This window comes from Kitasatospora sp. NPDC059088 (genome assembly GCF_042738155.1).
Classification (GTDB): domain Bacteria; phylum Actinomycetota; class Actinomycetes; order Streptomycetales; family Streptomycetaceae; genus Kitasatospora.
The window spans coordinates 39,218-63,357 of record NZ_JBHYGR010000013.1; the positions used below are offsets into that span (position 1 = coordinate 39,218).

The window sequence follows — 24,140 nt, forward strand, 5'->3', positions numbered from 1 at the left end:
CCCGCCCCGCTCATGGTGCGCGCGGCTCCGGCGCAACGACGTTCCGGAGAGCCTACGGCACACCCCCGCACCCCACCCCGCCCCCGCCCGCCCCGGAAAACCCGTGGCGCCCGGCCGCCGCCGCCCCCGACGATGCCCGCATGCCGCTCCAGCCGCCGAAGCACCAGATCCGGGCGCTCCACACCGCTGACACCCTCACCGTCTACCAGGCCTTCCCGCCGGCGATCGCCGAACCGGCGGCGGCCGAGGGGCGGTTCCCGGAGGCGTTCCAGCGGGACCGGATGACCTGGATCAAGCCCTCGTTCCTCTGGATGATGCACCGCAGCGACTGGGGCCGGAGCCCCGGCCAGGAGCGGGTGCTGGCCCTGGAGATCAGCCGCGAGGGCTTCGACTGGGCGCTGGAGCGGGCCGTGCTGAGCGGCTACACCGGGCGGGTGCACGCCTCGCAGGCGGCCTGGAAGCGGGAGCTGCGGCAGAGCCCGGTGCGGGTGCAGTGGGATCCGGAGCGCGGGCCGGACCTGCGGGCGCTGGAGTGGCGGACGATCCAGGTCGGGCTGCGCGGCGAGGCGGTGCGGCGCTACGCGGACGAGTGGATCCGGGGCATCACGGACGTCACGGCGCTGGCGGACCGGGTGCGGCGGGAGCGGGATGCCGCGCTGTTGCCGGTGGAGACGGCCTACCCGCTGGGTGCGGCCGCCGCCGCCCGGGTGGGGGCGGCGGCGGGCTGAGGTCGGCTGGGGTCAGCTGTGGAGGTAGACGATGCCGAGTTTGGTGAGCTGCCAGAGCTGGGTGGGGGCGCCGGTGTCGGTGGCGAGTTCGACGTAGGGGTTGCCCTTGGCGTCGAGGGTGGCGCCGGCCGCCAGGACCTTGGTCGGGTCCGCCGAGTCGGCGATCCGGTAGTTGCCGTTGCCGGCCGGTGTGAACACCCAGTGCTGGTTGGCGCCGCCGTTGCAGCCCCACTGCTGGATCCGGGTGCCGGGCGCGGTGGAGGCCGCGTTGGCGTCCAGGCACATGCCGCGGTTGCCGCTGAAGTCCAGCTCGTAGCTGCCGCCGGCCTTCGCCTCCAGGACGAAGGACTGGTTCAGTCCGCCGGTCGCCGGGTAGCTGATGGCGGCCCGGCCGTTGGTGGAGTCGCCGTAGCTGCCGCCGCCGGTGAGGTCGAGGGCGTTGCCGGTGGCCGCGTTGGTGAGCTGGTACCAGGAGCCGTCCTCGGGGGTGTCACCGAAGGGCTTGCCGGGGGTGAGCGGCTGGATCGAGGTGGTGTTCTGCTGGTTGAGGGTGCAGTACGCCTCCGTCTGGTCCGGCTTGGCGAAGAACTGGCCGAGGCAGACGCCCTCGCCGCGGTAGCCGGCCACCCGCAGGTGGTACGACTGACGGACCATGTTCATGCACAGCCCGGGGATGCCGATCTGCGAGTCGCAGCCGTTGCGGGCCCACTCGGAGAGGTTGATGACGTCACCGTTGCTGTACTCGTACGGCGAACTCGTCCACTCCGCGCAGACCTCGTGCCCGAAGGCGACCCGCCGCTGGTCCAAGTACCGGACGCCGGGCACCTGTTCGGCCGCGCCGCGGAGCGCGTCGCTGAGCGTGGGGACCACCAGGTTGTGGCCCCAGGCGAGGTCCTCGGGGAAGGCCGGGCAGCCGTCGGCGATCTTGCCGAGGTAGTCGTTGCGCCGGATGTCCGGGGTGATCGGGTTGAAGTACGACTGGTAGACCAGCTGGTACGAGGAGTCGGCGTAGCCGGCCCGGCGCATGGTCTGCCGGATGTTCTGCAGCGCGGCGACCACCTTGGGCTGGACCGCCTTGGCCCGCCGGCGGATCTCGTCGCTGCCGATGGTGTCCCGGCAGCCCTGGTCCTTGGGGATCGGGAAGTACTGCGCGAGGCAGTGCATCATGATGCCGCTGAAGTCGAAGTCGTCGTTGGCGCCGATGGTGACGACGACCATCTTGACGTCGTACTTGGCCGCCGTGTCGGCGAGTTTGACGTCCTGTTTGGGCTCGCCGAAGTCGCCGCTGCCACCGCCGGTGATCTTGGCCAGTTCGGGGTCGCTGACCAGGTCGCCGGTCTGGGCGCCGGAGCAGGCCAGGTCGATCGGGGTGACCCCGGGGATGTCGGTGGTGAAGATCTCCGACTTGGGGTGCCGGTGGCAGTAGTTGGTGGAGGTGTCGGTCTCCGGGAAGTAGCCGTCGTTGGTGTCGGTGCCGGCGCCCTCCCCGGAGATGGCGCTGTCGCCGAGGGCGACGATCGCGGCCGGGCGGGTGGGCGCCGGGGCGGGGGCCGGGGCGCTGTCGGCGAACGCGGCGGGGGCGCCGGCCAGGCCGAGGGTGGCGACGAGGACGCCGGTGGCGAGCAGTGCGGCGGACCGGGACGAGCCCGTTCGCGCCCGCCGCGCAGCGGGGGTGCGGAACCTGATCACACGCGACTCCTTGCGGGGGTGGGGGCCGCCCGGCCCGTGCTGCCGGGCGGTGCGGGGCAAGAGAGGTGCCGAAAAGGTGAGCAGGTCTCACATTCTAGGTACTGACAAGTAGTGCAACAAGGCTCGTGACAGCACCGGGAAACCGCCCCCGGAACGGCGGCGGCACGGGAGGGCACGAGCGGACCCGGAAGGACCCGGGAGAGCACGAAAAAAGAGCCGCCGTTCCGCGCCCCAGGAGGGAAGCACGGAACGGCGGCTCTCACCGGCCGAACCGGGGGTGGGTTCAGCCCACGTTGGCGCAGTGGTTGCCGAACGCCGGGTTCAGCAGACCCACGATGTCGACGCTGTTGCCGCACAGGTTGACGGGAACGTGCACCGGGATCTGGATCTGGTTGCCCGAGATGACGCCGGGGGAACCCGCAGCGACACCCTCGGCGCCGGAGCTGGCCATGGCGGTGCCGGCGCCGGCGGCCACGATGCCCACCACGGCCGCGCCGACGGCGGCGGTCTTCTTGATGCTCATGCGAGCCTCCTGACTGTTCATACAGAGATGCACGGGGAGTGCGACATCTAGAACGACACCCGTCCGGAGCGGTTGCGACGGTGCCCGCACTGTCACCCGTCTGGAGCAATCCGGCCGCCGACCGGCATTCGGGTGATCACCGGTCCGGACCGTTTCCCCTCGCGTGCTGCCTCGTTCTCCCTCACGAAGACGATCCACCAGGCCCTGCTCACACGAATCGAGTACCGCCCATGCGCAGCTCGCCCACGGCCACGTCGGCACCGCGGCCCACGGCGGGCCGGTCGACGTGGCGGGCCCCCCAGAACCCGGCGTTCGGCGACACCGCCTGAACGCCTGACCGGGAATTCCCGGTCGCACCTCTGTCCGGACCGTTCCCGGCCGTGCGGGAAATGTTCGCGAGGTACCGGAAGAACGCGGCGGCTGCGTCGACGCCCGAGCCACGGGCGCAACACGCCGGTGTGCGCCGCCGGAGTGACAAACACGGCAATCCCTGAACCGTTCGGGTGAGTATTCGTGCTCGCCCGTTTCCCGACATTCCCCTTGCGTCGGGCAGAAATCGGAGGAACAGACATGCGTAACCTCAAGAAGGCCGCCATCCTGTCGCTGGCCACCACCGGCCTGGTGCTCGGTGCCGCGGGCGGCGCGTTCGCCAGCTCGGGCGCCCAGGGTGTGGCCGCCGGCTCCCCCGGCGTGCTCTCCGGCAACCAGATCCAGGTGCCGATCCACATCCCGCTGAACGTCTGCGGCAACACCGTCAACGTGATCGGCCTGCTGAACCCGGCGTTCGGCAACTCCTGCGCCAACGTCGGCTGAACCCGCGGTCGCCGACCCGGCGACAGCTGATTCACCGAGCCCGTGCCGCGCCCCGCAGCGCCGGGGCGCGGCGCGCTCCACCCGTGTGTGATCGAGGAGATCAACCCCCATGCAGAACGTGAAGAAGGTCGCCGTCCTCTCCGCCGCCGCTGCCGGCCTGGTGATGGGCGCGGCGGGCTCCGCCGCCGCCAGCTCGGGCGCCGAGGGCGTGGCCGCCGGCTCCCCGGGTGTCGCCTCCGGCAACCAGATCCAGGTCCCGGTGCACATCCCGATCAACCTGTGCGGCAACTCCATCGACGTGATCGGCCTGCTGAACCCGGCCTTCGGCAACAGCTGCGCCAACGTCGAGATGCACCCGCAGCCCGCGGACGACTGCTGATCCCCGATCGGCACGCGTTTCGGCCGTCCTGCCCCCCGACCAGCCGGCCGGGGGGCAGTTCGGTTTCTCCGGACGGGACGTCCGGATGCTCAGGGCCCCTCCCTCGGGTTCCGCCGGGCCGGGCCGCACTCCACCGAAGGGTGAACCGCATGGTTTCGAAGAAGGGCGGGGCCGGGCTGGCCGCCGCCGTGGGCGCCGTGGTGCTGCTCGGCGCGGGTTCGGCGCAGGCCGCTCCCGCCGCCGGGCAGGAGCCCGCCGCGGGCCCGGCCACGCTGGCGAAGACCGACGTCGGGCAGGCGCTGAACGGGACGACGGCCGGCCTCGGCTACGGCGTCGCGCCGATCAAGAGCCTGCGCCTGGACCCGTGGGCCAACTCCTCGGCCGACGTGCTCAACAACGGGGCGACCGTCCGGCCGGACCAGGGCCTGGCCCCGGTGGGCACCGGCACGCTGACCGGACCGCTGAGCGCGGGCGGCGGGGTCAAGGACCTCCCGCTGGTGGGCGGGCTCTCCGGCGTCCTGCCGGGCTGACCGCGGACGCGCCGGAGCCCGGCACCCCTCCTGGTGGCCAGGGGTGCCGGGCTCCGGCGCGTCGGGCGGCAGCCCGGAGCCGGGCTCAGTGCCGGGCGCAGTGCCGGGCTCGGAGCCGGGCTCGGAGCTGGGCTCAGAGCTGGGTGAGGTCGGCCAGGCCGCTCTGCTGGACGAGGCCGGTGACGGTCGAGGTCGCCGTGCCGGTCGCGTCGGTCTGCCCCAGGACGCCGGTGGCGGTGGCGGTGGTGGTGTTGGCCAGGTCGTTCGCCTCGTCGGCGACGGAGAGCCGGCTCTCGTCGCCGCCCAGGCTCGCGGTGGCCCCGGGGACGGTCTGCACGGCGCCGGGCACCAGGTGCGGGTCCACCTCGTCCACCCGGAGCCGGCCGTCGGCCAGCTGGCCGGTGCCGTCGTGCACCAGGGAGAGCGGCTTGCCCACGTCCAGGCCGGGGGTCTTGGCCTGGAGCGGCGCGGCCGGGGCCTCCAGCAGCACCTCACCGAGGTCGGCACCCTGGTCGACCAGCGGCAGCGGCAGCTGGGCCTTGGCGCTCGGGCCGACCTTGCCGGTGGCCAGCTGGGGCACCAGGTGGTCCGGGAGCAGCCCGTTGTCGGTGGTCCGGCCGGCCACCGGCGGCATGAGCAGGGAGGTGGGGATGCCGGCCGTGACGTGGCTGCCGAGCGGGGTGAGCGGTACGTCCGCCGGGACCTGCTGGGTGGCCAGCTTGTCCTCCAGGGCTCCGACCTGGTCGGGGCTGACCGGGGCGGCGGAGGCCGCTCCCTGGGAGGCGAGCACGCCCGCACCGACCGCCAACAGCATCGCGCCGGCCCGCTTGGAGAACTTCATGCTTTTCACCGTTCCTTCGGGGAGGGCTGCGGGGCCGCAGCCGGAAAGCAATCTGCGCAACGAGTGACCAGGAGTTCGGATTGCGGGCGTTAACCGATTCGGCGTAATAATCCGACCGGAAACCACCCTCGGACGCGCCTCCCGGACTCTTTTCAAAAATCCCCGTAACCTTCCGTGCCGTCATTCTTTGATCTGGACGTCAGTGACTGCAGACCGGGTCTGAGCGTCCGACGCGTTGCTACGCACGGAAACCGAAAGCATTTCAGAGAGGGATCTCCCCATGATCCAGAAGTCCTTCGCCGCCGCCGGCCTGGCCGTCGCCGCGCTCGCCGGCGCCGCCGCTCCCGCTTCGGCCATCGGTGACGCGGACGGCTCGGCCGCCTCCATCGAGGGCAACGGCGGCACCAACTTCACCGGGACGGTCGGGAACAACAGCCCGAACTTCCACTTCCTGGACAACGCGAACGTCTGCCTCCCCGAGATCCACAACATCGCCGTCGGCGTTCTCGGTGTGGCCGTCCCGGTCGAGGTCCCGATCGCCAACAGCGGTGGCAAGCAGTACTGCACCCAGGGCCAGGGCACCCAGAGCCACGGCGACGCGGGCGTGTCCCACCTGGTCGGCTGACGTTCCCCCAGCCCACCTCCGCACCACCCCCTGAACCACCCTCGAATCGCTCCCCGATTCACCCTTGAGAGGAAAACCGGAAATGATCAAGAAGTCCCTCGCCGCCGCCGGCCTGGCCGCCGCCGCCATCGCGATGTCCGCCGGCTCGGCTTCCGCCATCGTCGACTCGGACGGCGCCGCCACCTCCGTCCAGGGCAACGGCGGCACCAACCAGACCGGCACCCACGGCAACGGCAGCCCGAACTTCCACACCCTGGACAACGCGAACATCTGCCTGCCGGAGGTCCACAACATCGCCGTCGCCGTCGTCGGCGTCGCGGTTCCGGTCGAGGTGCCCGTCCTGAACAGCACCCCGAAGCAGATCTGCAACGTCGGCCAGAACACCCAGTCCTCGGGCGACGCGGGTGTCTCGCACCTGATCGGCTGATCAAGGGGCACGGCACGGACGGAGGGCCCGGGGAGGAGAAGCTCCCCGGGCCCTCCGGGCTTGGCAGACAAGAGTCACAGCACCAGTCAGAGGACGGGCGCCCCGGGCGCCCCCACAGAGAGGGCAGATCCATGAAGAGCACGCTGGCCAAGGCCGCCCTGACCGCCACCGCCGCGCTCGCGCTCGCCGGTGCCGCCACCCCGGCGTTCGCCCACGTCGGCCTGGTGGGCGGCGGCGGCATCGTCGCCTCCGGTGACCACCCGTTCGTGGCCGGTGGGGGCTTCGGCGTCGGCCACACCACCGACGTCGTCGCCGGCGGCTTCGCCGAGGGTGCCGCCACCTCGACCGACCTGATCGGCGGCGGTGGGGGCTTCGCGCACATCAAGGGCTGGAAGTAGCAACGAGGAAGGCCGGGCCGCTCCCCGCGGGGGGAGCGGCCCGGCCTTCTGCTGTACCGGGCTCAGCCCTGCTTGAGCATCCCTGCGGCCTCGACCGCCCAGTAGGTGAGGATCTGCTCGGCGCCGGCCCGGCGGATCGAGGTGAGCGTCTCCAGGATGGTGCGCTCCCGCTCGATCCATCCGTTGGCGGCGGCGGCCTCCACCATCGAGTACTCGCCGGAGATCTGGTACGCGGCCACCGGCACCGGCGAGGCGTCGGCGACCTGCCGCAGGACGTCCAGGTACAGCATCGCGGGCTTGACCATCACCAGGTCCGCACCCTCGGCGAGGTCCAACTCCAGCTCGCGCAGCGCCTCGCGGGCGTTCGCCGGGTCCTGCTGGTAGCTCTTGCGGTCGCCCTTGAGCGATGAGTTGACGGCCTCGCGGAACGGCCCGTACAGCGCGGAGGCGTACTTGGCGGTGTAGGCGAGGACGCTGACGTCCTGGTACCCGGCCGCGTCCAACGCCCGCCGGACGACGCCGATCTGACCGTCCATCATCCCCGACGGGCCGACCATGTGGACGCCGGCCTCGGCCTGGACCACGGCCATCTCGGCGTAGCGCGCCAGGGTCGCGTCGTTGTCCACGCTGCCGTCCTCGGCCAGCACGCCGCAGTGGCCGTGGTCGGTGAACTCGTCCAGGCAGAGGTCGGACATGACCACCAGCCGGTCGCCGACCTCGGCGACCACGTCGCTGATGGCCCGCTGGAGGATCCCGTCCGGATTGGTGCCCTCGGAGCCGACGGCGTCCTTCACCTCGGGCAGGCCGAACAGCATGATGCCGCCGACTCCCGCCTCGGCGGCCTCCACCGCGGCCTTGCGCAGGCTGTCCCGGGTGTGCTGGACCACGCCGGGCATCGCGGCGATCGGCTTGGGCTCGCTGATGCCCTCGCTGACGAAGGCGGGCAGGATCAGCTCCGCCGGGTGCAGCCGGGTCTCGGCGACCAGTCGGCGCATCGCCGGGCTCTGCCGCAGTCGACGGGGGCGAACGTACGGGAATTCAGCGGACACGGCTTCTCTCTCCGAACGGTTGTGCAGTGCTGGGGGCGACGAACCGCCGCCCCCAGCACCATAGTTGAGGGATCTCAGCGGGCCTTGCGGCGGGATCCCGGACGGCGCTCGCTGGGCCGGTAGACCGGCTCGCCCGCGGCCGTCGCGGTGTCCCGGCGCTTGGCGCCGAAGTCTGCCAGCGCCTGGGCCAGCGCGGCCGCCGACGGCGCCGGGGCCATCACGTCGACCCGCAGGCCGTGCTCCTCGGCGGTCTTCGCGGTGGCCGGGCCGATGCAGGCGATGACCGTGACGTTGTGCGGCTTGCCGGCGATGCCGACCAGGTTCCGGACGGTCGAGGACGAGGTGAACAGCACCGCGTCGAAACCGCCGCCCTTGATCGCCTCGCGGGTCTCGGCCGGCGGCGGCGAGGCGCGCACCGTCCGGTACGCCGTCACGTCGTCGACCTCCCAGCCGAGCTCGACCAGGCCGGCCACCAGGGTCTCGGTGGCGATGTCGGCGCGCGGCAGCAGCACCCGGTCGATCGGGTCGAAGACCGGGTCGTACGGCGGCCAGTCCTCCAGCAGCCCGGCCGCGGACTGCTCCCCGGAGGGCACCAGGTCCGGCTTCACGCCGAAGTCCACCAGGGCCTGGGCGGTGGTCTCGCCGACCGCCGCGACCTTGATCCCGGCGAACGCGCGGGCGTCCAGGCCGTACTCCTCGAACTTCTCCCGGACGGCGCGGACGGCGTTCACCGAGGTGAAGGCGATCCACTCGTAGCGTCCGGTGACCAGGCCCTTGATGGCCCGCTCCATCTGCTGCGGGGTGCGCGGCGGCTCGACCGCGATGGTCGGCACCTCCTGCGGCACCGCGCCGTACGAGCGCAGCTGCTCGGACAGGCCGTGGGCCTGCTCCTTGGTGCGCGGCACCAGGACGTTCCAGCCGAACAGCGGCTTGGTCTCGAACCACGAGTGCGAGGCCCGGTGGGCGACCTGCTCACCCACCACGGCTATCACCGAGGTCGCCGGGTCCACCGGGGCGGAGACCGGCGAGGGCAGCACCCGGGCGATCTTGAGGTCGGCCGCGATGGTGGCCAGCGTGGAGGTGAAGGTCCGCTGGCGGGTGGTGGTGCCGGACAGCGTGGCGCTCAGCGCCGAGTCCGGCTTGCGGCCGTTGGAGACCAGCGCGCCCGCGGTGGCCGGCAGCTGGCCCAGGGTGGTGCGGACCACCAGGGTGGTCTCCGGCGCGCCCAGGTCGACCGGGGCGCCGGACAGCAGCTGGCCGCCGTCCACGAAGCGGACGTCGGTGCCGGCCGCGCCGCGCAGCGGGACGCCCGCGTACGCCGGGACGCCGACCGACTGGGCGACGCCCGGGATCACCTCGAAGGGGATCCCGTCGCCCGCGCAGCTGAGCATCTCCTCGGCGGCGCAACCGTCCAGGCCCGGGTCGCCGTCGACGGTGCGGACCACGTGCTTGCCGGCCCGGACGGCCTCGGCGACCAGCTTGGCCAGGTCGAAGTCGGCGCCCTCGGCGGCCGGGGCGTGCACCTGCACGCCGGCCGGACAGTGGGTGCGCACGGCGGCCGCGGTCAGCGGGTCGGCGACCAGGACGTCGGCCGAGGACAGCACCTCGACCGCGCGCAGGGTCAGCAGCCCCGGGTCCCCGGGACCGGCCCCCAGGAAGGTGCACCGTCCGGTGGGCTGGCCGGCCGGGAAGAGGGCTTCGGTGGGGCTCATCGGGCTCGCTCCCCCATCAGGGTGGCCGCGCCCGCGTCGAGCAGCCGGGCGGCCAGGGCGTGGCCGAGGGCCCGCGCCTGCTGCTCGGCGGTCTCGTCGAGGACGATCGGACCGTTGGCGGACATCTTCAGCAGGGCGGTGCCGTCGGGATCGCCGACCACCCCGTCCAGCTGCAGTTCGTTCTCCCGGCCCCAGGTGGCCAGTGCGGCCACCGGGGCCGAGCAGCCGGCCTCCAGGGTGGCCAGCAGGGCGCGCTCGGCGGCCACGGCGACCCGGGTGGGGGCGTGGTCCAGCGCGGCGAGCGCGGCGGTCAGGTCCGTGTCGGCGGCGGCGCACTCGATTGCGAGCGCGCCCTGGCCGGGGGCCGGGATCATCAGCTCGGGGTCGAGGTGCTGGGAGATCTCGGCGCTGCGGCCGAGCCGGTTGAGGCCGGCCGTGGCCAGCACCACGGCGTCCAGCTCGCCGGCGCTCACGTAGCCGATCCGGGTGTCCACGTTGCCGCGGATCGCCACGGTCTCCAGCTGGGCGCCGCGGGCCCGGGCCCAGGCGTTCAGCTGGGCCATCCGGCGCGGCGAGCCGGTGCCGATCCGGGCCGGGCGACCGGCCCCGGCCAGCTTCTCCACCAGCTCGTCCAGGGCCAGGCCCTCGGCCGCGACCAGGGCGTCCCGGACGTCCTCGCGGGCGGGGACGGCGGCCAGCGCCAGGCCCTCGGGCGCGGCGGTGGGCAGGTCCTTGAGCGAGTGCACGGCGAAGTCGATCCGGCCCTCCAGCAGGGCGTCCCGCAGGGCGGAGACGAACACGCCGGTGCCGCCGATCTGGGCGAGCGCCTCGCGCGAGGTGTCGCCGTAGGTGGTGATCTCGACCAGCTCGACGGGGCGGCCGGTGAGCCTGGTCACCTCGCGGGCGACCATGCCCGACTGGGCCATGGCGAGCGCGCTGCGCCGGGTGCCGAGCCGCAGGGCGGCGGCCGGAGCCTGCTCGGTGAGCGGTTGACCATTCATGAGGTGATCGTCCCGGTGGTACTCGTGGGATGGCTGACGGTTCATCTGGTGCTCCCGGCCGAAGGCTGGGGGCGGCCGCCGACCCCGGCCGAAGGCTGGGGGCGGCCGCCGACGGGCGTGCCCGAAACGGCGTGCACGGCCGCCGGGTCGAGGTCGAACAGCTCGCGCAGGGCGTCCGCGTAGGACGCGCCGCCGGGCTCGGCGGCCAGCTGCTTCACCCGGACGGTCGGGGCGTGCAGCAGCTTGTCGACGACGCGGCGGACGGTCTGGGTGATCTCGGCGCGGGAGCGCTCGTCCAGGTCGGGCAGCCGGGAGCCCAGCCGGCCCAGCTCGGCGGCGACCACGTCGGAGGCCATCGCCCGCAGCGCGACCACGGTCGGCGCGATCCGGGCGGCCCGCTGGGCGGCGCCGAAGGCCGTCACCTCGTCGGAGACGATCCGGGTGACCTCGTCGACGTCGCCGGCGCCGGGGCTGGCGGCGTGCGCGTGGGAGAGGCTCTCCAGGTCGACCAGCAGGGCGCCGTCCAGCTCGTGCACGGCGTGGTCGACGTCGCGCGGCATGGCGAGGTCGAGCAGCGCCAGCGGCTCGGGGGCGGTGCGCACGGCGACCGCGGCGGCGACGTCCTCGGCCCGGACCACCACGCCGGCCGCGCCGGTGCAGGAGATCACCAGGTCGACGTCGGCCAGCGCCTGCGGCACCTTGGCGAGGTCCAGGGTGCGGGCCACGTCCGGACCGAGGATCTCCACCAGGCGCTCGGCGCGGGCCGGCGTGCGGTTGGCGATCAGCAGGTCGGTGACCCCGGAACGGGCCAGGGTGGCGGCGGCCAGCGAGCTCATCGAGCCGGCCCCGACCACCAGCGCGCGCTTGCCGGCGATCTCGCCCGCGCCCGCGGCGACCTGCTCCAGGCCGAAGGTGACCAGCGACTGGCCGGCCTTGTCGATCCCGGTCTCGCTGTGCGCCCGCTTGCCGACCCGCAGGGCCTGCTGGAACAGCTCGTTCAGGCCGCGCCCGGCGGTGTGCTCGTCCTGCGCCTTGGCCAGCGCGTCGCGCAGCTGGCCGAGGATCTGGCCCTCGCCGACCACCATCGAGTCCAGGCCGCAGGCCACCGAGAAGAGGTGGTGGACGGCGCGGTCCTCGTAGTGGACGTAGAGGTGGGAGGTCAGCTCCTCCAGGTCCACCCCGCTGTGGTGGGCCAGCAGCAGCGACAGCTCGGCGACGCCGCCGTGGAACTTGTCCACGTCCGCGTACAGCTCGATCCGGTTGCAGGTGTTGAGCAGGGCGGCCTCGGCGACGGTCGAGGACGCGGCCGCGTCGTGCAGCAGCCGGGTCGGGACCTCACCGGTCAGCGCGGCACGCTCCAGCACGCCGACCGGTGCCGTCCGGTGGCTCAGTCCGACGACGAGAAGACTCATGCCCGCCCCCCACAGCTCTCGGTGTTCACGCGGGCATCACCGCGGACAGCTCGCCCTCGCCGCCCTTGGCGGGCTTGCCCTTGGCCGACGGCTCGGCCGGCTCCTTGGCCGCCGGCTCGGCGCCGGTGCGGCCCTTGCCGCTGCCGCCGGCCGCCCGGCGCAGCTTGGCCGCGGCCGCGCGGACCGGGCCGGGGGCGCGGTCCAGCACCGACTCGGTGCGGTCGGGCTCCTCGCCGGCCTTGCGCTGCTCGTGGAAGGCGAGGATCTGCAGCTCGATGGAGAGGTCCACCTTGCGCACGTCCACGCCGTCCGGGACGGTCAGCACGGTCGGGGCGAAGTTCAGGATGCTGGTGACGCCCGCCTCGACCAGTCGGTCGCAGACCTGCTGGGCGGCGCCGGGCGGGGTGGTGATCACACCGATCGAGACGTGCTGGCTCTCGACGATCGACTCCAGCTCGTCCATGTGGCGCACCGGCAGTCCGGCCGCGGTGGAACCGACCACGTTCGCGTCGGCGTCCAACAGGGCGGCGACCCGGAAGCCGCGGGAGGCGAAACCGCCGTAGTTGGCGAGGGCGTGGCCGAGGTTCCCGATGCCGACGATGACGACCGGCCAGTCCTGGGTCAGGCCGAGCTCGCGGGAGATCTGGTAGACGAGGTACTCGACGTCGTAGCCGACGCCCCGGGTGCCGTAGGAGCCGAGGTAGGAGAAGTCCTTGCGCAGCTTGGCCGAGTTCACACCGGCGGCGGCGGCCAGTTCCTCGGAGGACACGGTCGGCACCGAACGCTCGGAGAGCGCGGTGAGGGCCCGCAGGTAGAGGGGGAGGCGGGCGACGGTCGCCTCCGGGATGCCCCGGGCGCGCGCGGGTCGGCGCGCGGCGCCCTGGTCGGGCGTCTGCGAACTGCTCTGTGGTGATCGGCCGATTGCCACGGTGCTCCTGTGGGTGAAGCTGGGCTTTGGCAGCCAGGCTAAGCGTTTGTGAACGTGTGCACAAAGATGGTGTCCGATTTGTCCCGGCACAGTGACACGCATCACGCCGATGAGCTCATAGCACCGGCCTGTGTCAGGACCACTTCCGGGGCTCGGGCGCCGGGCAGCCAGGGGCCGTACGGCGCCTCCCGGCGCAGCAGTGGCACCGTACCGCCGGACGGCCGGGAACGGGCCCGCCCCAGCCGTGGCCAGGACACCCGGGCGGCCTCGCGCAGCGGCCCGGTCCAGTCGTCCGGCGGGCAGGACGGGACGCCCGCGCAGTGCCGCAGCAGCTCCGCCGTCACCCGGGCGTCGCCCAGCGCGGTGTGCGCCGGGAACCAGCCCAGACCGGCCGCCTCCGCGCAGGCCGCCAGGCCCTGGCCGCGGGCCTGCGGCAGGTGGGCGCCGGCCAGCCGCATCGTGCACAGCAGGGGGACGGGCGGCAGCGGCACCCCGATCCGGGCGAACTCGCGCTCCAGGAAGGCGTGGTCGCAGCTGACGTGGTGACCGACCAGCACCCGGCCGGCCAGCAGCTCCAGCAGCCGGGGGGCGATCTCCCGGAAGCGGGGCGCGCCCTCGACGTCGGCCTGGCGTATCCGGTGCACATGGGTCGGGCCGACCGGGCCCAGCGGGTCCAGCAGGGTGGCGAACTCGCCCTCGGGGCGGAGCCGCTCGTCCAGCAGCACCACCGCGACCTCGACCACCCGGTGCCGCCACGGGCTGCGGCCGGTCGCCTCCACGTCCACCACGGCGAAGCCCGGAGCTGCGGGCAGCGCGGGGGTCGGACGGGGAAGCATGGCGGCACTCCTCGCGTGCTCAGCCCCCCACGGGCGCAAACGCGTTCGATCGTAAGCCGACCGGGGCGCCCGGCCCCACGCCGGAACGGAGTGTCTTCGACAACGATTCGGCGAAGCTCCCCCGCCGGTCGGCGGGGGAGGTGGTGCACGCACGAACCCCTCAGCCGCTCAGGGCCTTGCGCAGGCGGTTCTCGTCGACCCGCCAGAAGTCGTGCTGGCGGCCGTCGACCAGGGTGACCGGGATCTGCTCCCAGTAGCGGCGGTACAGCTCCTCGTCCCGGGTGATGTCCTTCTCCTCGAAGGTCGCGCCCAGCTCCGCCGCCACCCGGACGATCACCTCCCGGGCCTCGTCGCACAGGTGGCAGCCGGGCTTGCCGACCAGGGTCACGGTACGGGCCGCCGGCTCGGGGCTCTTGCGTCGCAGCAGTGGGCTCACCTGCCCATTGTCCTCGACCCGCCCCTCCGGCCCGGGGCGGTGCCCGCCCGGCAGCTGTTCACCGCACGGGCACGGCTCCGTCACGGCCGCTCCCCGCCCGGCTGGCTATGCTCGGTGACATGGCCGTGCTCCGAAGGCTCACCCAGGCGAGACGCTCCACCACCGAGCGGAGCGCCCTGGCGGGCGAGGCCGCGGCAGCGGCGGCCGAGGCCGCGCTGCGCGCCGAACCGCTGCTCTCCCCCGCGACGGACGCCCCGGTGGCGCAGGAGCCCGGGGCGGCCCCCGCCACCGAGGGGAGCCCGGCACCCGGCCGGCCCGGGAAGGCCCCCAAGGCCCCGGCCGGGAACCACACCCCGGACCGGGACGACCCGCGCGCCGCCGCCTTCTTCGACTGCGACAACACCATCCTGCGCGGCGCCGCGATCTTCTACCTCGGCGTCGGCCTCTACCGCCACGGCTTCCTCACCCGCCGCGACATCGCCCGCTTCGCCTGGCAGCAGGCGCTCTTCCGGCTGCACGGCACCGAGGACCCGGACCACATCTCGGACGCCCGCAACACCGCCCTGGGCATCGTGGCCGGCAAGCGCACCGCCGACCTGGAGGTGATCTGCGAGGAGGTCTTCGAGCAGGTCGTCGCCGACAAGATCTGGCCGGGCACCCGCGCCCTGGTCCAGATGCACCTGGACGCCGGCCAGCGGGTCTGGCTGGTCACCGCCGCCCCGCTGGAGGTGGCCCGGATCATCGCCCGGCGGCTCGGCATGACCGGCGCGCTGGGCACCGTCGCGGAGGCCCGGGACGGCCACTACACCGGCCGGCTGGTCGGCGACCTGCTGCACGGCCCGGCCAAGGCCGCCGCGGTGAACGCGCTGGCCCGGCGCGAGCGGCTGGACCTCGACCGCTGCGCGGCCTACAGCGACTCGGCCAACGACATCCCGATGCTCTCGCTGGTCGGCCACCCGTACGTGGTGAACCCGGACGGCGCGCTGCGGCGGCACGCCCGGGCGCAGGGGTGGCGGGTGCGCGACTTCCGGACCGGGCGCAAGGCGGCCCGGGCGGGCCTGCCGGCGGCGGCCGCGCTCGGGGTGCTGGCCGGTGCGGCCGCGGCCGGGGTGGCGCTGCGGCGCCGCCGTCGGCGCGGCTGAGCCCCGGTCCGGGCCGGACGGCCGTCCACGGAACCGTTTCTGCCGCTCCCCCGTGCGGGTGAGAGGGCGTCAATCAGGGGCCTGACCTGGCCCCTCGTACGAGCGAACTCCCGGCTCCGACAAGGCTGTCCGGGCCCGCTGTGCGAACTTGTCACCCGGTGACCGGTTCTGATCGTTCGCCAGGCCGGGAAAGTCGGGGGTTGCGGGGCCCCAAGGCTGGGAAACCGCCCGCAGTGCCGCCGAATTGGTCACCCTGGGCGCCCGAACGGTCACGTTGAGCCGGATGAACGCCGACATCTCCGGTCAGTGTCAGCCGAATATGCGCAACAAATGGATCCCAAACGACCACTTCGACCACACGGTGTAGCTGTCATTGCACAAAGCGTTATTCTCTCCTGGATGCACGTCACCCATGCGTCCCGCTCGAACGGATGTCATGGGGAGTGCTCTCCGCGCAGGCGGAGGTGATCCGTCCACAGTTCTGCCTCTGGGAGTCCCGTGTACCCACCCGTCCGGAACGACGCGCCTGCACCCTCCCGCCCGTCGTCCGCGCCCCTGCGCCCCCGCACCGGCCTCCGCGGCCGCCCGGCCGAGCGGCAGATCTCCACCGGCCTGGACCTGCTGCGCACCCTGCTCCGCAGCCAGCTCGCCGCCTCGCCCCAACTCGTGCCCGCCGGTGTGCCGTTCGGCCACCAGCACGGCCCCGGCACCGCGCTGCGCACCACCGCCGCCGGCTCCACCGGCACCGGCTCGCGCAGCCGCACCGGCAGCACCGGCGTCGGCCGCAGCCGCACCCGCACCGCGCCGAGCCCCGGCTACGAGACCGAGCACAACCCGATCATGGAGCTGGTCGAGCGGGCCCAGGCCGGCGAGAGCGAGGCCTTCGGCCGGCTCTACGACCACTACGCGGACACCGTCTACCGCTACATCTACTACCGGGTCGGCAGCCGGGCCACCGCCGAGGACCTCACCAGCGAGACCTTCCTGCGCGCGCTGCGCCGGATCGGCACCTTCACCTGGCAGGGCCGCGACTTCGGGGCCTGGCTGGTCACCATCGCGCGCAACCTGGTCGCCGACCACTTCAAGTCCAGCCGGTTCCGGCTGGAGGTCACCACCGGCGAGATGCTCGACTCCAACGAGTGCGAGCGCAGCCCGGAGGAGTCGGTGCTGGAGTCGCTCTCCAACGCCGCCCTGCTGGACGCGGTGCGCCGGCTCAACCCCCAGCAGCAGGAGTGCGTGACGCTGCGCTTCCTCCAGGGGCTGTCGGTGGCCGAGACGGCGCGGATCATGGGCAAGAACGAGGGTGCGATCAAGACCCTCCAGTACCGCGCCGTACGCACCCTCGCCCGGCTCCTGCCGCCCGACGCGCGGTGAGGCGACGGTGACCGAGGGAGCGATAGGGCCCGGGCGGGGCCCGACCCGGCGCCGGCCCGACGGCCCGTCACCACTGCCACCCGGGCGACACGTCCGGGTGAACGGTCGGTCCGATGATCAGCCGTGCGTAACCGACCGCCCGTACCGCTCGTTGGCCAGCATGCAAGCCCCCACCAGGCATACGGTCAAGCCGAATTGTGACCTGTCACCCGATGGAGTGGCTTTGGCCCGCCGGGGCAACCGTCCGGCGGGCCGGGGTGTCGACAACGACGAAGGGAGGTGTGGCCCGTGACGGCAAACGTGCTGGAGCACCGACGGGCGAAGGCCTTCGCCGAGGCGCTGGAGGCCCACCAGGCGGAGCAACTCCGCGCGGCCACCGCCGAATCGGCCAACATCGCCGCCGCCGAAGCCGGTTCGGTGGCGATGGCCGAACTGGTCGGGGTGGCCGACGCGCTGGGGGCACTGCCCGGGCCAGTCCTGGACCAGGAGGTCCGGACAGTCCAACGCGCCCAGCTGATGGCCGCGTTCGAGCAGGCCTTCGCGGGCGGGCCGGGTGCCGCGGTGCCCCGCCAGCGCCGCCACCGGGCGATCCGGACGGCGCCGCGCGGCCGGTGGAGCCGCCGCTTCGCGATCGGCGGACTGGTCGCCGGGCTCGCCGTCGGCAGCCTGGCCGGCGCGGCCGCCGCAAGCACCAGTGCCCTCCCCGGGGACACGCTGTACGGCATGAAGCGCGGCCTCGAAGGGCTCCGACTCGACCTCGCGGACTCCGACTCGGAGCGCGGCGAACTGCTGCTCGGCAACGCCGCCACCCGGCTCGGCGAGGCCAACGCCCTGGTCGGGCCGTCCGGTTCGACCACCGGGCTCAGCCCCGGCACCGTCGACCGGGTCCGCCGCGCGCTGGACGACATGCACGCCGACGCCCTCAAGGGCCGCGAGCTGCTGCGTTCGGTCTACCGCAGCAACGGCTCACTGGGCCCGATGCGCGCGCTGGCCGGCTTCGCCCACGACGAGGACGGCCGCTGGAGCGAGCTGCAGGGCCGGCTGCCGGTCCAACTCACCGAGCAGGCCCACCTGGTGAACCAGCTCTTCGACGACATAACCGAGGACGTCGCGCCCCTGCGCCTGACCCAGCCCCCCGCCAAGAGCGGTGGACCGGGCGGCACCGGAGCGGGCGACGACTCCTCCTCCTCGACCGGCGGCTCCCCGGCCGGCACCGGGCCCGACGGCTCCGGCGCCGCACCCGGCTCCGCGCAGTCCCAGGGCGGCACGGGCAGCGGCAACCGCCCCGGCACCGACCGCGCCCCGGACACCGCCGGCAGCGGCAGCACGGCCGGCGGCGGGGCCAAGGGCGGCGGACTGCCGAGCACCCTGCCCAGCAGCGCACCGGACGCCGTCAACGGACTGGTCGGCAACCTCACCAGCGGGCTCACCGGCGGCCGGCCCTCGCCGAGCGCCGACGCGGCCCCGCCGCAGGTGCCGCAGCCGCCGTCCGGTGCGCCCAGCACGCCGAGCGGCGCCCAGCAGGGCGTGGACGTGCCTCCGCTGATCCCCGGCCTGCTGCCCGGGCTGCGGATCCTCGGCGGGAGCTGAGCGGGGGGGGGGGGGGGGCGGGGCGGGCGCGGGCCCGCGCGCGCCCGGCGCGCCCGCGCCCGGCCGCGCCCCGGGGGGGGGCCGGGGGGGGGCGCGGGGGCGTGCCCGGCCCCGCCCCCGCCCCCCCCCCCCCCCGCGTCCGGTCCCGAGCGGGACGACCGGAGGACCGTGGCCGGAGGACCGTGGCCGGAAGAGCACGGTCAGGAGAGCACGGTCAGAAGAACACCGACCGCCGCTGCACCAGCAACTGGTACAGGGTGTGCTGGATGGTCTCGCGCACCTCGTCGGCCAGGTCGAAGACCAGCATCGGGTCGTCCGCCGCCTCCGGCGGATGGCCGTCGGTGGCGATCGGCTCGCCGAAGCGGATCGTCCACTTGGTCGGCAGCGGCAGCATCCCGAGCGGCCCCAGCCACGGGAAGGTCGGGGTGATCGGCACGTACGGCAGTCCGAGCAGCCGGGCCAGCGTCTTCACGTTGCCGATCATCGGGTAGGTCTCCTCCGCCCCGACGATCGAGCAGGGCACGATCGGCACCCCCGCGCGCAGCGCCGAGGAGACGAAGCCGCCGCGGCCGAAGCGCTGGAGCTTGTAGCGCTCGGAGAACGGCTTGCCGATGCCCTTGAAGCCCTCCGGCCAGACCCCGACCAGCTCGCCGCGCTCCAGCAGCGCCTGGGCGTCCTCGTTGCAGGCCAAGGTGTGGCCGGCCTTGCGGGCCAGCTCGTTGACGCCCGGCAGCACGAAGACCAGGTCGGCCGCGAGCATCCGCAGGTGCCGGCGGTGCGGGTGGTGGTCGTGGATGGCCACCTGGGTCATCAGGGCGTCCAGCGGGATGGTGCCGGAGTGGTTGGCGACGATCAGGGCGCCGCCCTCGGCCGGGACGTGCTCGATCCCCTGGACGTCGATCCGGAAGTACTTCTCGGCCAGCGGGCGCAGCAGCGAGAGCAGCACCTCCTCGGTGAGCTCCCGGTCGAAGCCGAACTCGTCGACCTCGTAGTCGCCGGTGATCCGGCGGCGCAGGAAGGCCAGCCCCTCGGTGGCCCGGCCCTCCCAGCCCTTGCCGAACAGCCGGGTGGCCGCCGGGCCGAGCTGCCCGGACAGCGCCCCGCCGACGGCCCCGGCGAGCCGGTCGGCCAGGCCGGGGGCCTGCGGCGAGCTCCAGCTGGGGGCGGACTCGATCGGGATGACCTTGGCCTCGCCCGGTGCGTTGTCGGCGGCGGCACTCATCGCGGGTTCAGCTCCTCGGGCGGCGGGTCGGTACGGCGGGGGCGGCCCCTTCGGGGCCGAGCAGGGCGGTCAGCCGGTCGGTGACGGCGGCCAGCCGCTCCGGCGGCAGCAGGCCGGGGCCCCGGGCGGCGGCGAAGTCGGCGAAGGCCTCCGGAGTGCTGAACGCCGGACGGTAGCCGAAGGTCTCCCGCAGCCGGGTGGTGTCCACCACCCGGCCGTGGGTGAGCAGCCGCAGCTGTTCGGGCGAGACGTCGACCAGCCGGGTCTGCCGGGCCAGCACGGCCATCCAGCTGACCGCGGGCAGCAGCAGCGGCAGGGTGGGGCGGCCGAGCCGGCGGGCGCACTGGGAGAGCAGCAGCACGCCCTCCCCCGCCACGTTGAAGGTGCCGGTGTTGACGGTGCCGGGCTCGGGCTCGCCGGCGGCCCGGCAGAGCACCGCGACGGCGTCGTCCTCGTGCACGAACTGCAGCCTGGGGTCGTAGCCGAGCACCGTCGGCAGCACCGGCAGCGCGAAGTACTCGCTGAGCGGGGTGTCGGCGCCCGGACCGACGATGTTGGCGAAGCGCAGCACCGTCACCGCGACGTCCGGACGGCGCCGGGCGAAGCCGCGGACGTAGCCCTCCACCTCGGCCGCGTCCTTGGCGAAGCCGCCGCCGGGCGGGTCCTTCGGCTGGATCCGCTCGCTGAACACCGCCGGGTCGCGGGGCGCGGAGCCGTAGACGCCGGTGGTGGACTTCACCACCAGCCGGCGCACCCCGGGCGCCTTCTGGCAGGCGCCGAGCAGCTGCATGGTGCCGATGACGTTGGACTCCTTCACCGCGGAGCGGTTGGTGGAGCCCAGACCGGTGGCGCTGACGCTCAGGTGCACCACGGTGTCCACCCGGTGCTCGGCGATCACCCGGGAGACCGCGGGGCGGCGCAGGTCGAGCTGGTGGAAGGTGTACGGGGCGGCCGGTCCGTCCGGCTCCCGGAGCGGCAGCCGCGGCGGCTGCACGTCCACGCCGACGACCCGGTCCACCCCCGGGCGGCGACGGAGCTCGGCGGCGAAGCGGGCACCGAGATGGCGTGCCACGCCGGTGACGAGCACGACCACACCCACGGTGCTGCACCCCATTCCCTCGACCCGAGCGGCCTGCGTGCACCGTACCGCGCCGCCCCACCGGGCCGTGAAACGACACCGCCCGCCCCGGGCCACGAGGGCCGGGACGGGCGGTGGAAGCGCTGGGCGCGCTCAGCGCGGCCGGGGGCGCTTACTTCTTGTTGCGACGCTGAACGCGGGTCCTCTTCAGAAGCTTGCGGTGCTTCTTCTTGGCCATACGCTTGCGACGCTTCTTGATGACAGAGCCCACGGAACAACCCTCGCTCACTGAGACTCTCGTCCGTGAGAGACGGAGTCCATACGACTGACGTGAGGGCCTAGCCTACCGTCCGCGTGGCCCGGGCCGTAATCGCGCTCCCCTGAAGCGGGAAACTCGCGGGAAATCCGGGGCGAACGGGGACGGATCCACGGCTGTGGACCCGCCCCCGCCCGGCCTGGTGCTACGCGCTCTCGAGCCGCACGTAGGACTCCTTGAGGTACTCGTGCACCGCCTGCTGGGGCACCCGGAAGGACCGTCCGACCCGGATGGCCGGCAGCTCTCCGCTGTGCACCAACCGGTACACCGTCATCTTGGACACCCGCATGACCGCGGCCACCTCGGCCACGGTCAGGAAGACGACTTCCTGCAGGGGACGCTCGACGGAACTCATGACCATCACCCGACCCTTACCCGTGTGCAAGGCACCGGCTTCCCCTCCGGTGACTCCACCGGCACACGTGTATCCCCAGAGTAGTTATGGGTGGTACCAGTGGGAAGAGGGGAAGTGCAGTCCTCGTACGGTGAGAGATAGGACCGTTGCAGTACGTAGTCACTCGGCGGTTCGCCCCAGGGGGCGTACGCACGGCCCGGCCGGCGCGCGGCCGGGACGGCGGATTCAGGCCAGCAGACCGTGGTGGGGGAACACCGCGCGGCGGGCCGCGAGGATGGCCTGATCGAGACGGTCGGCCGGATCGTAACCCGAGTCGAAGTCGCGCCAGGACGGGCGGGCGCCGTCGGTCATCCGCAGCGGGGCCGGGCCGCGGGTGCGGCGGTAGACCTCGGCGCGCCAGGACTCGGGGGTCTCGGTGGCCGGGTCGACGGGCCGGCCGGCGGCGGTGGCGACCAGGTGGGTCCAACTGCGCGGGACGACGTCCACCACGGCGTAGCCGCCCCCGCCGGTGGCCACCCAGCGGCCGCCGGTGAGCCGGTGGGCCAGCCCGTGCAGCTCCTCGGCGATCAGCCGCTGGGCGTCCACCGTGACGGCGAGGTGGGCCAGCGGGTCCTCCAGGTGGGTGTCCGCGCCGTGCTGGGTGACCAGGACCTGCGGCCGGAAGGCGGCGAGCAGTTCGGGCACCAGGGCGTGGAAGGCGCGCAGCCAGCCGGCGTCGCCGGTGCCGGCGGGCAGCGGCAGGTTGGCGGCGGAGCCGGGGGCGTCCGGGCCGCCGGTCTCGGTGGGCCAGCCGGTCTGCGGGAAGAGCGTGGCCGGGTGCTCGTGCAGCGAGACGGTCAGTACCCGCGGGTCGTTCCAGAAGGCCTCCTGGACGCCGTCGCCGTGGTGGACGTCCACGTCGACGTAGGCGACCCGTTCGGCGCCGAGTTCGAGCAGCCGGGCGATCGCCAGGGCCGGGTCGTTGTAGACGCAGAAGCCGGAGGCCTTGCCGGGCATCGCGTGGTGCAGTCCGCCGGCGAAGTTGACGGCGTGCGGGGTCTCGCCGTGCCAGACCGCCTCGGCGGCGGCGACCGACTGGCCGGCGATCAGCGCGGCGGCCGAGTGGACGGCCGGGAACGACCAGTTGTCGTCGGTGCCGAGCCCCTGCCGGGGGTCCGACTGCTCGGGGTGGGCGGCGGCGTGCTTGACCGCCTCGACGTACTCCTTGGTGTGCACCAGCTGCAGGGTGGACTCCCCGGCGGCCGGCGCGGACCGCACCGTCACCCCGGGCCCGGTGGCGAGTCCGAGGGCCTCGACCAGGCGCATGGTCAGCGCGAGCCGGGCCGGGTCCATCGGGTGGCCGGGGCCGAAGTCGTAGGCGGTGACGGCCTCGTCCCAGTAGAGGTGCAGGCCGCAGGAGGAGTCACGCTCGGCTTCGGGCATGGCCTCCACCGTAGTGGGTGGGGGCGGCGGGCCCCGCCCGCCCCCACCGTCAGACGGCGGCGGGGGCCGGCAGCCGTGCGGGTTCCGGGGCGAAGCGCTCGGCCAGCGGCAGCACGGCGAGCACCAGCAGCATCGGGGCGAGCAGCGCCCAGCGGTACGAGCCGGCGTCCGCGATCGCCCCGACCAGTGGTGAACCGATCAGGAAGCCCACGTAGTTGAAGAGGTTGAGCCGGGCCACGGCGGCGTCCGAGTCGGCCGGGAAGAGCCGGCCGCCGGCCGCGAACACCTGCGGGATGATCGCGCAGATGCCGAAGCCCAGCACGGTGAACGCGGCGATGCCCGCCCAGGCGGTGGGCGCCAGCGCGGCCAGCCCGAAGCCCAGCGCGGCCAGCGCGGCACCGGAGCGCACCACCGGGACGGCGCCGAAGCGCTGCACCGCGCGGTCGCCCAGGACCCGGCCGAGCAGCATCGCCACCATGTAGCCGAGGTAGGAGAGTTTGGCGAGGTCCTCCCGGCTGCCCAGGCCGTCGGTGAGGTACTTGACGCTGTAGTTGGAGACCGAGGCGTCCGCGATGTACGCGAAGGCCATCGCCAGGCAGAGCGGCAGCAGCGGGCGCCAGGGGATGGTCCGGGCGGCGGCCTCGGCGGCCTCCCGGACGGCGTCGCCGAGTTCGGCCGGTCCGGCGAAGCGGGTGCCGGTCAGCACCGCGAGCGGGGCGACCACCGCCGCGGCCGTACCGAACAGCACCGGCAGTCCCAGGTCGTAGTGCGAGCCGAGGCCGGCGACCGCGGCGCCGAGGATCCCGCCGAGGCTGAACGCCGCGTGGAAGCCGATCATGATCGAGCGGCCGTAGCGGTGCTGGAGGCCGACCCCGAGCATGTTCATACTGGCGTCCAGCGCCCCCACCAGCAGCCCGAAGGCGCCCAGCGCGAGGGCCAGTTGCCACAGCGTGTCCCCCAGCCCGGCGCCCGCCAGGCTGAGGCAGACGGCCGGCTGGACGACCCGCAGCACGGCCCGGGCGCCGGTGCGCTTCACCAGCTGCTCGGAGAGGATCGAGCCCGCCCCGGCCAGGATCGGCACCGCGGCCAGGAAGACCGGCAGCAGGCCGTCGCTCAGCCCGTACCGGTGCTGGATCTCCGGGATGCAGGTGACCAGCAGCGCGAAGGTGGTGCCCTGGAGCAGGAAGCTGACGGCGAGCGCGGCCCGGGGCGGCCCCCCCCCGGGGGGGGGGGCAGGGGGGGGGACGCGCAATCGGGTCCGCGCGACAGGCCGGGATTAAGATGTTGGGCGTGAGCGTAGGGGGGGCGCCGCCG

Annotated in this window: 26 protein-coding genes; 10 read left to right on the forward strand and 16 right to left on the reverse strand. The window is 73.8% G+C overall.

What is annotated here, in order from left to right:
* Positions 1-140 precede the first annotated feature (140 nt).
* Positions 141-728, forward strand: coding sequence for a DUF4291 domain-containing protein (locus tag ACFWXO_RS08685; protein ID WP_375881791.1), 588 nt, complete (start codon positions 141-143; stop codon positions 726-728).
* A gap of 12 nt (positions 729-740) precedes the next feature.
* On the opposite strand, the gene ACFWXO_RS08690 is transcribed toward ACFWXO_RS08685, so the two are convergent.
* A complete protein-coding gene (locus ACFWXO_RS08690; protein WP_380522884.1) occupies positions 741-2,417 on the reverse strand; it encodes an RICIN domain-containing protein in 1,677 nt (558 codons plus the stop codon).
* Positions 2,418-2,700: 283 nt separating this feature from the next.
* Positions 2,701-2,940, reverse strand: coding sequence for a chaplin (locus ACFWXO_RS08695; protein WP_380522885.1), 240 nt, complete (start codon positions 2,938-2,940; stop codon positions 2,701-2,703).
* Positions 2,941-3,510: 570 nt separating this feature from the next.
* Between ACFWXO_RS08695 and ACFWXO_RS08700 the strand changes: the two genes are divergently transcribed.
* The 3 genes from ACFWXO_RS08700 to ACFWXO_RS08710 all read left to right on the forward strand — a co-directional run bounded on the left by ACFWXO_RS08700 (position 3,511) and on the right by ACFWXO_RS08710 (position 4,662).
* Complete coding sequence (locus ACFWXO_RS08700) at positions 3,511-3,753, forward strand: chaplin (RefSeq protein ID WP_380399087.1); 243 nt, start codon at positions 3,511-3,513, stop codon at positions 3,751-3,753.
* Positions 3,754-3,862: 109 nt separating this feature from the next.
* Positions 3,863-4,132 carry a chaplin gene (locus ACFWXO_RS08705; RefSeq protein ID WP_380522886.1) on the forward strand — a complete coding sequence of 90 codons (270 nt, stop codon included), beginning with the start codon at positions 3,863-3,865 and terminating at the stop codon, positions 4,130-4,132.
* A gap of 149 nt (positions 4,133-4,281) precedes the next feature.
* Positions 4,282-4,662 carry a hypothetical protein gene (locus tag ACFWXO_RS08710; RefSeq protein WP_375881779.1) on the forward strand — a complete coding sequence of 127 codons (381 nt, stop codon included), beginning with the start codon at positions 4,282-4,284 and terminating at the stop codon, positions 4,660-4,662.
* Positions 4,663-4,795: 133 nt separating this feature from the next.
* On the opposite strand, the gene ACFWXO_RS08715 is transcribed toward ACFWXO_RS08710, so the two are convergent.
* Entirely contained in the window at positions 4,796-5,503 is a 708-nt protein-coding gene (locus tag ACFWXO_RS08715; protein WP_380522887.1) for a hypothetical protein, read from the reverse strand.
* 280 nt (positions 5,504-5,783) lie between these two features.
* On the opposite strand from ACFWXO_RS08715, the gene ACFWXO_RS08720 reads away from it, so the two are divergent.
* The 3 genes from ACFWXO_RS08720 (at position 5,784) to ACFWXO_RS08730 (ending at position 6,953) form a co-directional block, all read left to right on the forward strand.
* Complete coding sequence (locus tag ACFWXO_RS08720; protein ID WP_375881773.1) at positions 5,784-6,128, forward strand: rodlet layer protein; 345 nt, start codon at positions 5,784-5,786, stop codon at positions 6,126-6,128.
* An 82-nt stretch (positions 6,129-6,210) separates the two neighbouring features.
* Positions 6,211-6,555, forward strand: a complete 345-nt coding sequence (locus ACFWXO_RS08725; RefSeq protein WP_188309838.1) for a rodlet layer protein — start codon at positions 6,211-6,213, stop codon at positions 6,553-6,555.
* Positions 6,556-6,686: 131 nt separating this feature from the next.
* Complete coding sequence (locus tag ACFWXO_RS08730) at positions 6,687-6,953, forward strand: hypothetical protein (RefSeq protein ID WP_380522889.1); 267 nt, start codon at positions 6,687-6,689, stop codon at positions 6,951-6,953.
* A gap of 62 nt (positions 6,954-7,015) precedes the next feature.
* On the opposite strand, the gene hemB is transcribed toward ACFWXO_RS08730, so the two are convergent.
* The 7 genes from hemB to ACFWXO_RS08765 all read right to left on the reverse strand — a co-directional run bounded on the left by hemB (position 7,016) and on the right by ACFWXO_RS08765 (position 14,327).
* Complete coding sequence (gene hemB, locus ACFWXO_RS08735) at positions 7,016-8,002, reverse strand: porphobilinogen synthase (protein ID WP_380522890.1); 987 nt, start codon at positions 8,000-8,002, stop codon at positions 7,016-7,018.
* A gap of 74 nt (positions 8,003-8,076) precedes the next feature.
* Entirely contained in the window at positions 8,077-9,714 is a 1,638-nt protein-coding gene (locus tag ACFWXO_RS08740) for a uroporphyrinogen-III synthase (RefSeq protein ID WP_380522891.1), read from the reverse strand.
* Positions 9,711-10,715, reverse strand: a complete 1,005-nt coding sequence (gene hemC / locus ACFWXO_RS08745) for a hydroxymethylbilane synthase (RefSeq protein ID WP_375881765.1) — start codon at positions 10,713-10,715, stop codon at positions 9,711-9,713. Before hemC ends, ACFWXO_RS08740 begins: the two co-directional genes overlap by 4 nt.
* Positions 10,716-10,756: 41 nt before the next feature.
* Positions 10,757-12,127 (reverse strand): glutamyl-tRNA reductase, encoded by a 1,371-nt coding sequence (locus ACFWXO_RS08750; RefSeq protein ID WP_380522892.1) that lies wholly within the window; start codon positions 12,125-12,127, stop codon positions 10,757-10,759.
* A 25-nt stretch (positions 12,128-12,152) separates the two neighbouring features.
* Positions 12,153-13,049 (reverse strand): redox-sensing transcriptional repressor Rex, encoded by an 897-nt coding sequence (locus ACFWXO_RS08755; RefSeq protein WP_375882336.1) that lies wholly within the window; start codon positions 13,047-13,049, stop codon positions 12,153-12,155.
* A 107-nt stretch (positions 13,050-13,156) separates the two neighbouring features.
* Positions 13,157-13,891: an exonuclease domain-containing protein gene (locus tag ACFWXO_RS08760; RefSeq protein WP_380522893.1), complete on the reverse strand. Its 735-nt coding sequence runs from the start codon at positions 13,889-13,891 to the stop codon at positions 13,157-13,159.
* Positions 13,892-14,051: 160 nt separating this feature from the next.
* Positions 14,052-14,327: a glutaredoxin family protein gene (locus ACFWXO_RS08765; protein WP_380522894.1), complete on the reverse strand. Its 276-nt coding sequence runs from the start codon at positions 14,325-14,327 to the stop codon at positions 14,052-14,054.
* Positions 14,328-14,446: 119 nt separating this feature from the next.
* Between ACFWXO_RS08765 and ACFWXO_RS08770 the strand changes: the two genes are divergently transcribed.
* The 3 genes from ACFWXO_RS08770 to ACFWXO_RS08780 all read left to right on the forward strand — a co-directional run bounded on the left by ACFWXO_RS08770 (position 14,447) and on the right by ACFWXO_RS08780 (position 18,433).
* On the forward strand, positions 14,447-15,469 hold the full coding sequence (locus ACFWXO_RS08770; protein ID WP_375881755.1) for an HAD family hydrolase: 1,023 nt from the start codon (positions 14,447-14,449) through the stop codon (positions 15,467-15,469).
* A gap of 555 nt (positions 15,470-16,024) precedes the next feature.
* A complete protein-coding gene (locus ACFWXO_RS08775; protein WP_375882333.1) occupies positions 16,025-16,843 on the forward strand; it encodes an ECF subfamily RNA polymerase sigma factor, BldN family in 819 nt (272 codons plus the stop codon).
* A 288-nt stretch (positions 16,844-17,131) separates the two neighbouring features.
* Positions 17,132-18,433: a DUF5667 domain-containing protein gene (locus ACFWXO_RS08780; protein ID WP_380522896.1), complete on the forward strand. Its 1,302-nt coding sequence runs from the start codon at positions 17,132-17,134 to the stop codon at positions 18,431-18,433.
* A gap of 214 nt (positions 18,434-18,647) precedes the next feature.
* Here ACFWXO_RS08780 and ACFWXO_RS08785 read toward each other — a convergent pair whose 3' ends face one another.
* The 6 genes from ACFWXO_RS08785 to ACFWXO_RS08810 all read right to left on the reverse strand — a co-directional run bounded on the left by ACFWXO_RS08785 (position 18,648) and on the right by ACFWXO_RS08810 (position 24,078).
* Entirely contained in the window at positions 18,648-19,655 is a 1,008-nt protein-coding gene (locus tag ACFWXO_RS08785) for a lysophospholipid acyltransferase family protein (RefSeq protein WP_380522897.1), read from the reverse strand.
* A gap of 7 nt (positions 19,656-19,662) precedes the next feature.
* Complete coding sequence (locus ACFWXO_RS08790) at positions 19,663-20,754, reverse strand: NAD-dependent epimerase/dehydratase family protein (RefSeq protein ID WP_375882331.1); 1,092 nt, start codon at positions 20,752-20,754, stop codon at positions 19,663-19,665.
* 151 nt (positions 20,755-20,905) lie between these two features.
* Positions 20,906-21,004 carry a 30S ribosomal protein bS22 gene (locus tag ACFWXO_RS08795; protein WP_003948845.1) on the reverse strand — a complete coding sequence of 33 codons (99 nt, stop codon included), beginning with the start codon at positions 21,002-21,004 and terminating at the stop codon, positions 20,906-20,908.
* A 190-nt stretch (positions 21,005-21,194) separates the two neighbouring features.
* Positions 21,195-21,404, reverse strand: coding sequence for a helix-turn-helix domain-containing protein (locus ACFWXO_RS08800; RefSeq protein ID WP_045699258.1), 210 nt, complete (start codon positions 21,402-21,404; stop codon positions 21,195-21,197).
* Positions 21,405-21,629: 225 nt separating this feature from the next.
* Positions 21,630-22,826, reverse strand: a complete 1,197-nt coding sequence (locus ACFWXO_RS08805; protein WP_380522898.1) for an acetoin utilization protein AcuC — start codon at positions 22,824-22,826, stop codon at positions 21,630-21,632.
* A 49-nt stretch (positions 22,827-22,875) separates the two neighbouring features.
* Entirely contained in the window at positions 22,876-24,078 is a 1,203-nt protein-coding gene (locus ACFWXO_RS08810) for an MFS transporter (protein ID WP_380522899.1), read from the reverse strand.
* Positions 24,079-24,140: the final 62 nt, after the last annotated feature.